We start from the raw sequence: 12326 nt of genomic DNA, 5'->3' as shown, positions 1-12326 counted from the left end.
GCATGGTAAACAATGTGCCGGATATCGGCGATTATAAATACGGCTTCCACGACAAAGATGTCTCGGTTTTCCGTTCGAAACGCGGACTGACACGCGAAATCGTCGAAGAGATCTCCCGCATGAAGGAAGAGCCGCAATGGATGCTCGACTTCCGGCTTAAAGCGCTCGAGATCTTCTACAAGAAACCGATGCCTCTCTGGGGCGGAGACCTGAGCGAACTCAACTTTGACGAAATCACTTATTACGTCAAGCCGTCCGAAGCGACGGAACGTTCGTGGGACGAAGTGCCGGAAGAGATCAAGCGCACGTTTGACAAGCTCGGCATTCCGGAAGCGGAACAGAAATACCTGGCGGGCGTTTCGGCTCAGTATGAATCCGAAGTCGTCTACCACAACATGAAGGAAGACCTGGAGAAAATGGGCATCGTCTTCAAGGACACCGACTCGGCGCTCCGCGAAAACGAGGAACTGTTCAAGAAGTACTGGGCAACGGTCATCCCTGCGGCAGACAATAAGTTCTCTGCACTGAACTCCGCAGTCTGGTCGGGCGGTTCGTTCATCTATGTGCCGCCGGGCGTCAAGGTCGATACGCCGCTCCAAGCCTATTTCCGGATCAACTCGGAAAACATGGGGCAGTTCGAGCGTACGCTCATCATCGTCGATGAGGGCGCAAGCGTCCACTACGTCGAAGGCTGCACGGCACCTGTCTACACCACGAACTCGCTGCACTCCGCAGTCGTTGAGATCATCATCAAAAAAGACGCCTACTGCCGCTATACGACGATCCAGAACTGGGCGAACAACGTCTACAACCTCGTCACGAAGCGCGCGGTTGCAGAGGAAAATGCCACGATGGAATGGATCGACGGCAACATCGGCTCCAAGCTGACGATGAAATATCCTGCCGTCCTCCTCAAGGGCGAAGGCGCACGCGGCATGACGCTGTCGATTGCGCTTGCCGGCAAGGGCCAGCACCAGGATGCAGGCGCGAAGATGATGCACCTTGCGCCGAACACGTCGTCCTCGATCGTGTCCAAGTCGATCTCGAAGCACGGCGGGAAAGTCTCCTACCGTGGGATCGTCCACTTCGGACGCAAGGCATCGGGCGCACGCTCGAACATCGAGTGCGACACGCTCATCATGGACAACCAGTCCACGTCCGACACGATTCCGTACAACGAAATCCTCAACGACAACATTTCCCTCGAACACGAGGCGAAAGTGTCGAAGGTTTCCGAAGAACAGCTCTTCTATCTGATGAGCCGCGGAATCTCCGAACAGGAAGCGACCGAAATGATCGTCATGGGCTTCATCGAGCCGTTCACGAAAGAACTGCCGATGGAATACGCCGTCGAAATGAACCGTCTCATCAAGTTCGAGATGGAAGGATCGATCGGCTAATACAGCGCTAAAGTTTGTATGGCAAGGGGTTCGAGGTGTACCGTCACCTCGAACCCCTTTTTGTCTTTCGAAGAAAGTGTGTAAACGCCATCAGTCGAAGAAATCTGCTCGCTTACCGCGGGCGTTGCTTCAGCCTCCTCGAGCTGCGCTCTGCGGGGTCTTCAGCTAACGCTCGTCCCGCCCGTCTCACAGATTTCTTCTCCTTCTGAATGAAAAGACCAGAGAACTGGACAGTATCGCACAATGAACCCACTCACCCCGGCGACGCGCTCACTCACGGGGCCTATGATTCCACTCGCCACACCAACGCGCTCACTCACGGCCCATATGATTCCACTCGTCCCGTAATCACCACAAATCCGCTCCCTCTTTTCATCACTGCTTCCAGCGTGAACCGAGGTTAATAAGGGAATAGAATAGGAATATGATAAGATTGTGATAACTGGTGCGGAAGGAGCGGATTTGGCGATGATCAAAGTGGGATTGACCGGGTGGGGCGACCATCCGGACGTGTACAGCCCGACTTCGAAGAAAACCGAGAAGCTGCAGGACTACAGCGGGCATTTTCCGGTCGTGGAGCTGGATTCCACGTTCTATGCGATCCAGCCTGAGCGGAACATCCGCAAATGGATCGGTGAGACGCCGGACGGCTTTGGTTTCATCACGAAGGCCTATCAGGGCATGACCGGACATCATCGCGGCCGGCTCCCGTATGAATCGGAAGAGGAAATGTTCGATCTTTTTCGCTTGTCGATCGGTCCGATGATCGAGGCGGGCAAGCTGCCGATGGTGCTGGCGCAGTATCCGCCGTGGTTCGACTGCACGAAGGAAAACGTCGGCACCCTGCGCCGGTTGCGTGCCTTGCTTGAAGGCATCGACGTGGCGGTTGAGTTCCGGCACCAGTCGTGGTATTCGGAAAAATACCGTGAAGGAACGCTCCAATTTCTGAGGGAACAGAACTTCATCCATTCGGTCTGTGATGAGCCGCAGGCGGGGGAAGGCAGTATTCCGTTCATCCCGGTCGCCACTCGCAAGGACAAGACCCTCGTCCGGCTGCACGGTCGGAACACCGCAGGATGGAAGGCAGACGGCCGCGATGACAAGAAGTGGCGGGAAGTCCGCTATCTGTACGACTACAACGATGATGAGCTGGCGGGAATCCTTGACGGCGTCCGGAAAATCGAAGAACAGTCAGATCAGGTCTATGTCATCTTCAACAACAACTCCGGCGGCCATGCGGCTGAGAACGCCAAGCGGTTCATGAAGCTTGCCGGCATCGATCCGCAAGGGCCCGGCGGACGGCAGCTGGATCTGTTCGGCAAGGAGGAGTGGTGATGGAGTTTGCCATCCTGGCTGCTGCTGCGCTGCTTGCCGGCATCATCGGGGCGCTCGTCGGCCTCGGAGGCGGCATCATCCTCGTCCCGGCTGCGCTTTACTTCGGCATCACACTTGGCCTCGTGCCGGGCTTGACGCCGCAGAAAATCGTCGGATTGTCCGTTGTCATGATGATTTTCACCGGTCTTTCCTCGACGCTTTCCTACATGAAGACGAAAACTGTCGACTACCGGAGCGGGCTGATCTTTTTCGCAGGAAGCGTTCCCGGAACCATCCTCGGAGCCTATGTGAACAAAGGCCTCGACCTGCCGTCGTTCAACCTGTATTTCGGCATTCTGATGATCATCCTGTCCACGCTGCTGCTCGTCCGGAATTATCTGAAGCCGGTCAGATGGTTCGTTGACAGGGGACTGAAACGGGAATACATAGACAAACTGGGAAATACGCATCAATATGGGTATCCGGTTTTGTTCGCGCTGCTTTTGACGTTCGGTGTAGGGTTCGCCTCGGGTCTGTTCGGAATCGGGGGCGGATCGATCATCGTGCCGGCGATGATCCTGCTGTTCTTGTTCCCGCCGCACGTCGCGGTCGGCACGTCGATGTTCATGGTATTTTTGTCTGCGCTCGTCAATTCGGTGAGCCATATCGCGCTCGGCAATGTGCCCTGGCTTTACACGATCCCGGTCATCCCGGCCGCGTTCATCGGTGCGAAGGCAGGGGCGGCGCTGAACAAGCGGCTCAATTCGGAGCGTCTCGTCACGGCGCTCCGGTTTATTCTGCTCCTCATGGGGATCCGCTCAATCTATGAGGGGTTATGGGGTTGAATGGCTTGACGATAGAAAAAATCCATATTTACCATACGAACGATCTTCACAGCCATTTTGAAAAGTGGCCAAGAATCCGGAGTTTCCTGCAACGGCGAAAAGCGGAGCATGCAGCGGCGGGCGAGCCATGCTTCCTGTTCGACATCGGCGACCACATGGACCGCTCGCATCCTTACACCGAAGCGACGCTTGGCCGGGGCAACACAGCGATGCTCGACGATCTCGGCTATGACGCCGTCACGATCGGGAACAATGAAGGCATCACACTGGCACCGGACAATCTGGATGCCCTTTACCGGGACGCCTCGTTTCCCGTCGTGCTCGGCAATCTGTTCCGCGCGGACGGCATACGTCCCGGCTGGGCAGTGCCCGAAGCGTTCCTGACGACGCCTTCCGGGCTCCGGATCGGCCTGCTCGGGGCGACGGCTGACTTCACTTCCTCCTATGAACAGCTCGGCTGGCGCATCGGGGGGCCGGGGGCATGGCTGGCTGCCGCAGCCCCGCAGGTGAAGGAGCACTGCGATCTGGTCGTCTGTCTCTCGCACATGGGATCGACCGCCGATGACCGGCTTGCGGAAGAAGCGGCCGGTTCGGTGGATATCATCCTCGGTGCCCATACCCACCACGTGTATCCGGATGGCCGGATGGTCGGGGATACGCTGATCGGGGCGGCAGGCAAGTGGGGCCATTATGTCGGGGAGATTGAGCTGGACGTGGACCGTGCGTCCGGCCGCATCGTCCGATCCCGGGCAGCTGTCCATGACACGGACGCACTGCCGGCGCCGGAGGACGACTTATCGTTTGATGCGGAGCTCCGGAAAGAGGCGGGCGTCCTCATGGGCACCCCCGTTTTTAATAATCCGTCCGATCTGCCCGGAAGCTGGACGCATCCGTCGCCGCTCTCGAAATTCTTCTCGCAGGCGCTGCGCATCCATACAGGCGGGGACTGTGCCATGTACAATGCGGGGATTTTTCTCGGCGGCCTCAAAAAGGGCGGTGTGTCCCGGATGGATCTTCATTCGCTCATGCCCCATCCGATCAATCCGTGCATCGTCAGATTAAGCGGAGCGGAGCTCGAAGAGGCCTATGAACTCAGCCTGGATCCCGGGTGGCCGGAAATCCGGCTCCGCGGGCTCGGCTTCAGGGGGGAAGTGATGGGGAAGATGATCCATCACCGACTGAAGCGGTCGGAAGACGGCCGGCTGATGGTCGGCGGCCGGCCTGTCCGGCGGGATCACACCTACCGGCTTGCCACACTGGACTTGTTTACGTACGGATTTTTCTTTCCGGAGTTCAAGCAGGTCCCGAAGGAATATTTCATGCCCGAGTTCATCCGTGACGTGCTTGCGGAGCATGCGGTCCGGACGTTCGGGCATGCAGGGTCATAACCAGCACCCCCCGCCCATAGGATGGGGCAGGGGGATTTTTATTGAGATTTCCGTATGCCCGAAAAAGAAAGTTCCGCGGCCGTCCGGGACGCGGGAAGAGGCGATACCTGCCGCTCCTCCTCCCGGCCGGCCTTGTGCTGATCTTCCTGATTTTTATTTATTTCAATGAACGGCTGACGCCCGCGCTCACCGAGTATGCGGAGGTCCAGACGACCAAGATCGCCTCTGAAGTGATTGCAAAGGCGCTGGACACGAAAGCGACGATCGACATCAATGAAATCATCGAATACGTTCCCTCCACCCAGTCGGAAGTCGTCACGGCGAAGCTGAACACGGAAATCATCAACCGCTTCATCGCGGAGACCCATGGGCTCGTCTCGGATTATCTCGAGAAAGCGGAAGCGGGGGAACTGAACGCGCTTCCGAAGCTCGAGAATATCGAGTATGACGTGGAAACGATGAAGGACCGGGACGGCATCGTCTTTTTCGTGCCCCTCGCCCAGGCGATCGGCATGCCGATGCTCGGGAACCTCGGGCCGAAAGTGCCGGTCCGCTTCCATATGATCGGCGATGTCCACGCCAACCCGAAAACCGAAATCCGCGAGTTCGGCATCAACAATGCGCTCGTGGAAGTGACCGCCATCATCCAGGTGAACGTCCAGATCATCGTGCCGTTCGCCTCCAAGAAGTCGACGATCGAACAGCGGATTCCGATCGCCATTGGACTCGTACAGGGACAGGTGCCGCACATCTTCAACAAGGGGGACGTCGCGCCGCCGTCCATCGAGGTTCCGATCCCGCTCCCGGAAGACTGAAAAAGGCCTTGCAATCTGTTTCCATTCCTGCTATTCTATAAGTCATTAATAAGAATATCGATTGGGTAGAGGCCGCAATTGCTTATGAGTCACACACGCGAGTTTGACAGCTATGACCGTGCGTAAAAGGAAGCATTGCCGAAGTGGACCGGAAAGTCAGAGAAGGTCTGCTGGGGCCATTCCGAACAGGGATGGCACTGTCATACGGAACGGGAAATCCGTCTGTATGGAGAGCTACAGATCGTACGTTGTAATGATTTATATTCCAACAGACGAACAGTAGTCGGCCGGCTTCCTTTTGCGCACTCGCGCGGGATGCCGGCCGTTTTTGCTTGAATGAAGCCTCTCCCCCTCGGAATGGAGGAATGGAACATGTCAGGTACCATCTTTTCGATTTTGCCGCCGCTGATTGCCATCGTGATGGTGCTCATCACGAAACGTGTGCTCGTTTCTCTCGGAACGGGGATCCTTGCCGGTGCCGTCATTGCGGCTTCCTTTAAACCGGGGGATTCCGCCGTGACGCTCTGGAAAGCCTTTACGGTCAGTTTCTGGGACGGAGGGCTGAACACATACAACATCTTCATCATGTTGTTTGTCCTGCTGCTCGGCGTGCTGACCGCGTTCGTGAGCCTGTCGGGCGGCAGCCGGGCATTTGCGGACTGGGCGACGAAGCGGATCCGCACCCGGCGCGGCGCAAAGCTGCTAGCAGCGCTCCTTGGCATCCTGATTTTCGTTGACGACTACTTCAATGCGCTGGCCGTGGGGCAGATTGCACGTCCGATCACCGACACTCACAAGGTGTCCCGGGCAAAGCTGGCTTATTTCATCGATTCCACTTCCGCACCGGTCTGTGCCATCGCGCCTGTGTCCAGCTGGGGCGCCTATCTTATCGGCGTCATTGGCACCATACTGGCCGGCGCATCGGTCGTCAGCTACACGCCGCTGGAAGCATTCCTGCTCATGATCCCGATGAACTTCTACGTTTTCGCAACGCTTGTGTTCGTCTTTTTCGCCGCCATCAGCAACTTCGACTTCGGGGAGATGCGCAAGCATGAGATCCGGGCGGTGGAAACCGGCGAGCTGTACGATCCGTCAAAGGCGATTCCGGGGGAACTGAAGGAAGAATTTCCGGTGCACAACCACGGCCGGGTCATCGATCTTGTTCTGCCGATTGTTACGCTTGTCGCCGTCACGGTCGGCGGAATGCTGTTCACCGGCTACCGCGGAAGCATGGCGGAGTTCGGCCGTGCGGACATCTGGACCATCTTTGAAATGACTGACGTGCCGGTTGCGCTGCTTTCGGGCGGTCTCGCCGGCGTCCTTGTCGCGGCACTGCTGTACATCACGCAGATGAAGAAAAATGAAACGGCACGCATGTCATACGTCGGAACGGCATTCATCAGCGGCATCAAAGCGATGATGCCGGCCGTCTCGATCCTCATTTTCGCTTGGGCGCTCACTTACCTGATCGGGGAACTGGAGACGGGCGCATTCCTCTCCGGCGTGGTCCAGCAGGCGAACGTTCCGATCGTTCTCCTGCCGGCCATCATGTTTGTGCTGGCCGGTGTGATGTCGTTTGCAACCGGTACTTCTTGGGGCTCATTCGGAATCCTGCTCCCGATTGCCGGACAGGTCATGCTGGATGCGGCACCGGAAATGCTGCTTGCTTCGCTGGCGGCCGTGCTCGGCGGTTCGGTGTTCGGTGACCACTGCTCGCCGATTTCCGACTCGACGATCATGTCTTCGACAGGTGCCGGCTCCAACCACATCGACCACGTGGCGACCCAGCTGCCGTACGCACTGGCGAGCGCAGCCATCTCTGCCGTCGGCTACGTGGTGCTGGGCGTAACCGATTCGGTCTGGGCGGGCATCCTGACCGTTGCCTTGCTGCTTGTCGCAGTCATCGTCTTCTGGACGCTGAAAGGCCGTGCCGTCTCACCGTCGGCACTCGGCCAGCATACCGGAAATTGATCCAAAAGGCAGGGGGTTCCCCCCTGCCTTTTGTCATGCCTGCGAAAGATGTCGGAAATTAAAAAATGCTTTGACTTCATATTTGAAGGAAGTTATACTTACAATAAGATAGAGTTATCTGAAAAGATAAAATTCCTGCTCTTTCCAGAGGCAGGAGAAAAGGGGGAACATCATGGAACAGCGTTCGCAGTGGGGGACAAGGGCGGGATTCATCATGGCCGCCGTCGGTTCTGCGGTCGGACTCGGAAACATCTGGCGGTTTCCGTACGTTGCCTATGAAAATGGCGGCGGGGCATTTTTCATTCCATATTTATTCGCTTTGCTGACCGCCGGAATTCCGATTCTTGTCATGGAGTTCACGATCGGCCAGAAATACCGCGGCTCGGCTCCGCTGTCATTCTTCCGCATGGAGGGCAAAAAGGCGGAGTGGCTCGGATGGTGGGGGATCTTCGTTTCATTTGCTATTTCAACATACTACGCAGTCATCATTGCCTGGGCAATGAAATACACGATTTACTCGTTTGACCTGAAGTGGGGCAGCGACACGGAAGGGTTCTTGTTCGGCACCGTCCTGAATCTTGCTGATACGCCGGGACAGACGGCCGGCTTCGTGCCGGGTGTCCTGATTCCGCTCATTCTTGTCTGGGTCATCGTGTTCGGCATTCTTTTCGCGGGTGTCAAAAAAGGGATCGAGATGGCCAACCGCATCTTCATCCCGACACTTGTGGTCGTCTTCCTGCTCGTCGTGCTCCGCGCTGTGACGCTGCCGGGTGCGCTCACCGGCCTGGAAGCGTTCTTCAAGCCGGATCTGAGCCAATTGGCAAACGGCACCGTCTGGGTCGCCGCATACGGGCACATCTTCTTCAGCCTGTCGATCGCCTTTGCGATCATGATTACGTACTCAAGTTATCTCCCGCGGAAGTCGGACATCACGAACAACGCGTTCATCACCGGCTTCGCCAACTCCGGCTTTGAGCTGCTTGCCGGGATCGGAATCTTTGCAGCGCTCGGATTCATGGCCGTCCAAAATGATGTGGCGGTTTCGGAAGTGGCCACGGCGGGGGTCGGCCTGGCATTTGCGGTGTTCCCGCAGATCATCAACGAGTTCCCGGGGCTGAACGGCCTGTTCGGGGTCCTGTTCTTCCTGTCGCTGGTGTTGGCGGGGCTGACCTCGCTCATCTCGATCTGTGAGACCTATGTCGCCGGGCTGTCCGAAAAGTTCGGGATCTCCCGCAACAAAGCCGTCATCTTCGGTGCTGGCCTGGCGTCGATCGTCTCGCTGCTGTTCGCCACACGCGGCGGACTGTACTTCCTCGACACGGTCGACTATTTCATCAACCAGTTCGGTGTAGCGGCAATCGGACTCGTGGAAGTCATCGCGGTGGCTTGGGTGTTCCGCAAGCTCGACCTGTTCAAGACGCACGCGGATTCCATGTCCGACATCCGGCTCGGCTGGTGGTGGAAGTTCTCTCTTATGATCATTACGCCGCTTGTCCTCGGCTACATGATGTTCGACCTGCTCCGGCAAAACCTCGGCAAGAAGTTCGATAATCCCACAGGGAACTACGAAGGTTACTCGGATGCATTTATCATGGGGGCCGGGTGGTCGGTGGCGATCGGCGCCCTCGTGCTTGGAATCCTGTTCACATTCTTTAAATGGAACGGCCGGGCACTCCAGCCGTATGACAAAGACTGATAGAAGGGGGAACGGTCATGAGCGGATCAGCCATATTCATGATGATCGTCGGCATCCTGATCATTTGGGGAGGCCTTGCGGCAAGCATCGCCAATGCCGTCGCCAAATCACGAAACCGATGAACAATGAAGCGTCCCGTCCGCGGGGCGCTTTTCCAATGGCCTCCTGTCCGCGCTTCTTGTCGGCACTGCCGCCTTGTGGTACATTGGCAAGAGAGAGCATCAATACTACAGAGAGAAATGGGGCCGATGGGGATGACAGCATGCAAGCCGGGGAATGACTATATCCGCAAGCCGGACTGGTTGAAGATCAAGTTGAACACGAACGAAAACTATATGGATTTGAAGAAGATGATGCGTGAAAAGGGACTCCACACCGTCTGCGAGGAAGCGCGCTGCCCGAATATCCATGAATGCTGGGGAGAGCGGCGGACCGCAACGTTCATGATCCTCGGTGCCGTCTGCACGCGTGCATGCCGGTTCTGCGCGGTCAAGACGGGTCTTCCGAACGAGTTGGATCTGGCCGAGCCGGAGCGGGTGGCAGATTCGGTCGCGCTGATGAATCTGAAGCATGCCGTCATCACCATGGTCGCACGCGACGATCAGCGCGACGGGGGTGCGGGCGTGATGGCCGAAACCATCCGGGCCATCCGCCGCAAAAATCCATTCACGACGGTAGAAGTCCTCCCATCGGATCTGGCGGGCGACTTTGACAGCCTGAAGACGCTCATGGATGCCAAGCCGGATATCCTGAACCATAACATCGAAACCGTCCGGAGCCTCACGAAACGGGTGCGGGCGCGGGCGACATACGACCGTTCGCTTGAGTTCCTGCGCCGTGCAAAAGAGATGCAGCCGGACATTCCGACCAAGTCCTCGCTTATGCTCGGGCTGGGCGAAACGTGGGAAGAAATCATCGAGACGATGGATGATCTCCGTGCCAATGATGTCGACATCATGACGATCGGCCAATACTTGCAGCCGACGAAAAAGCACCTGAAAGTCCAGAAGTACTACACGCCGCAGGAATTCGGGGAACTCCGCAAAATCGCCATGACGAAAGGCTTCTCGCACTGCGAGGCGGGTCCGCTCGTCCGGAGCAGCTATCATGCCGATGAGCAGGTGAATTCGGCTGCCCGGGAGCGTCAGAAGCGCGGAGAGGGGCTCGTCCCGGCTCCGCAGGCATGAGGAAGGTGGCCGGATATGATCCGCCTGGAGCAAAATGAATACGAAGTATTGGAAGAGTACCGGGACGGCTTCCAGGAAGAAGCCCTGAAATCACGGTACAGCGATATTCTGTCGAAGTATGACTACATCGTCGGAGACTGGGGATACGGCCAGCTCCGGCTGCGCGGTTTTTTTGACGACCGGAATCCGAAGGCGACGGTCGGCACAAAGATCAGCACCCTGCAGGATTACTTGTATGAGTACTGCAATTTTGGATGCGCCTATTTCGTCCTGAAGAAGACAGGGCGCCAGAAAGGCAGGATTCCCGGACCTGACAGTGGTCCGGAAGATCCGGCCGGAGACGACCCGCAGCACGGCAACTGAGCCGTTGCGGGTTTTCGTCTTGAAACAGAACAGGAGGAAACAGCATGTATTTCATCGATCGAAACAAAGTGGAAGAAACCGCGTCACATATGGAGCATCTGCTGGATGTCTTTGAGGGACGGGATGTGTGGAGTGCGGATCCGGTCACGGAGCTGGCGCTTGAACGGATCGGCCACAATCTGATTGAGTCGGTGATCGACGTCGGCAATACGATGATCGACGGATTCATCATGAGGGACCCCGGGAGCTATGAAGATATCCTCGATATTTTGCTTGATGAGAAAGTGATCGGCCCGGAAATGGAATCTCCGCTCAAGAAGCTGATCGGCCTTCGAAAGATGATCGTCCGTGAATTCATGGACGTGGACGGCAAGAAGACCGAAGAAGTGATCAGGGAGGCCATTCCGGCACTGAAGGCATTTCCCGGCTGCGTCCGGAAATACCTGACCGAAGAACTTGGCCCGGTCTCCGCATTCCTGCCGGAGAACCGGGATTGAAGGACTACAAGGCCTGGTGCTTTGATCTGGACGGGACCGTCTACCGGGGCGAATCGCCGATAGCCGAGGCAGTCGAGCTGATCGGATGGCTGCGTAAAGAGGGAAATCGGGTTTTCTTCGTTACGAACAACTCGGCACTGACGCCTTCACGGCAGGCAGATAAACTGGAGCGGATGGGGATTGTGGCTTCGCCGGAGGAAATTATGACGTCTTCACTGGCGACGGCCGGCTTTCTGCTTGAACAGCATGGCCGGATGGACGTGGAGATGATCGGGGAAGAAGGACTCCGCGAAGCTCTTGAGGGAGCGGGCCACCGGATTGTGACCGAGGGGGGCGAGGCGGTGGTGGTCGGGATTGACCGGCAGATCGGCTATGAAAGGCTTGCCTCCGCCTGCCTGTCAGTGTCTGCCGGCGCCCGTTTCATCGCGACAAACGGAGACCGCGCGTTCCCGACCGAGCGCGGTTTTGTGCCCGGAAACGGCGCATTTGCGGGACTGATCGAATCGACAACAGGCGTCCGGCCCACGGTCATCGGCAAGCCGGAAGTGCATATGCTTGCAGAGATTTCAAGTAGGCACGATCTACGAAAAGAAGAGATGATCCTCGTCGGCGACAACTACGAGACGGACATACGGGCCGGTCTCCGCTTCGGGATCGATACACTTCATGTGGATACCGGCGTCACCCGGACCGCAGATTTGGCCGGCTTCAATGAACAGCCAACGTATCAGCTGAGCACACTTGCCGACTGGCCGTTCTGATTTCAAATAAAGTGATGAAAGGGGGCTGTCCAGAAAGTCGATAAAAACGACTTTCTGTGACTGAACCGAACCCTATAAAACGGACAATT

At 57.2% G+C, this 12326-nt stretch carries 12 protein-coding genes and 1 riboswitch; all 12 genes read left to right on the top strand.

Annotated elements, in window-relative coordinates:
• Positions 1-2 precede the first annotated feature (2 nt).
• The 12 genes from sufB (at position 3) to ACFFIY_RS03945 (ending at position 12237) form a co-directional block, all read left to right on the top strand.
• Positions 3-1400 (top strand): Fe-S cluster assembly protein SufB, encoded by a 1398-nt coding sequence (sufB, locus tag ACFFIY_RS04000; protein WP_354198336.1) that lies wholly within the window; start codon positions 3-5, stop codon positions 1398-1400.
• A gap of 468 nt (positions 1401-1868) precedes the next feature.
• The gene (locus ACFFIY_RS03995) at positions 1869-2735 is read left to right on the top strand and encodes a DUF72 domain-containing protein (RefSeq protein ID WP_354198332.1); all 867 of its coding nucleotides are present in this window, start codon (positions 1869-1871) and stop codon (positions 2733-2735) included.
• Positions 2735-3559, top strand: a complete 825-nt coding sequence (locus ACFFIY_RS03990; RefSeq protein WP_354198330.1) for a sulfite exporter TauE/SafE family protein — start codon at positions 2735-2737, stop codon at positions 3557-3559. Before ACFFIY_RS03995 ends, ACFFIY_RS03990 begins: the two co-directional genes overlap by 1 nt.
• Positions 3560-3564: 5 nt before the next feature.
• Complete coding sequence (locus ACFFIY_RS03985) at positions 3565-4947, top strand: bifunctional metallophosphatase/5'-nucleotidase (protein WP_354198328.1); 1383 nt, start codon at positions 3565-3567, stop codon at positions 4945-4947.
• A gap of 41 nt (positions 4948-4988) precedes the next feature.
• A complete protein-coding gene (yunB, locus tag ACFFIY_RS03980; protein ID WP_354198326.1) occupies positions 4989-5762 on the top strand; it encodes a sporulation protein YunB in 774 nt (257 codons plus the stop codon).
• A gap of 58 nt (positions 5763-5820) precedes the next feature.
• Positions 5821-6007: riboswitch (Lysine riboswitch) on the top strand.
• A 127-nt stretch (positions 6008-6134) separates the two neighbouring features.
• Positions 6135-7733, top strand: coding sequence for a Na+/H+ antiporter NhaC family protein (locus ACFFIY_RS03975; protein WP_354198324.1), 1599 nt, complete (start codon positions 6135-6137; stop codon positions 7731-7733).
• 172 nt (positions 7734-7905) lie between these two features.
• The gene (locus ACFFIY_RS03970) at positions 7906-9429 is read left to right on the top strand and encodes a sodium-dependent transporter (protein WP_354198322.1); all 1524 of its coding nucleotides are present in this window, start codon (positions 7906-7908) and stop codon (positions 9427-9429) included.
• A gap of 17 nt (positions 9430-9446) precedes the next feature.
• Positions 9447-9551: a methionine/alanine import family NSS transporter small subunit gene (locus tag ACFFIY_RS03965; protein WP_076759684.1), complete on the top strand. Its 105-nt coding sequence runs from the start codon at positions 9447-9449 to the stop codon at positions 9549-9551.
• Positions 9552-9683: 132 nt separating this feature from the next.
• On the top strand, positions 9684-10616 hold the full coding sequence (gene lipA, locus ACFFIY_RS03960) for a lipoyl synthase (protein ID WP_354198388.1): 933 nt from the start codon (positions 9684-9686) through the stop codon (positions 10614-10616).
• A gap of 15 nt (positions 10617-10631) precedes the next feature.
• Complete coding sequence (locus tag ACFFIY_RS03955) at positions 10632-10979, top strand: YutD family protein (RefSeq protein WP_354198320.1); 348 nt, start codon at positions 10632-10634, stop codon at positions 10977-10979.
• Positions 10980-11023: 44 nt separating this feature from the next.
• The gene (locus ACFFIY_RS03950; RefSeq protein WP_354198318.1) at positions 11024-11476 is read left to right on the top strand and encodes a DUF86 domain-containing protein; all 453 of its coding nucleotides are present in this window, start codon (positions 11024-11026) and stop codon (positions 11474-11476) included.
• A complete protein-coding gene (locus tag ACFFIY_RS03945; protein ID WP_354198316.1) occupies positions 11473-12237 on the top strand; it encodes a TIGR01457 family HAD-type hydrolase in 765 nt (254 codons plus the stop codon). The genes ACFFIY_RS03950 and ACFFIY_RS03945 overlap by 4 nt, the downstream gene beginning before the upstream one ends.
• Positions 12238-12326: the final 89 nt, after the last annotated feature.

This window comes from Bhargavaea ullalensis, from assembly GCF_042432615.1.
Lineage (GTDB): Bacteria > Bacillota > Bacilli > Bacillales_A > Planococcaceae > Bhargavaea > Bhargavaea ullalensis.
This window is presented reverse-complemented; position numbering and strand designations above follow the sequence as displayed.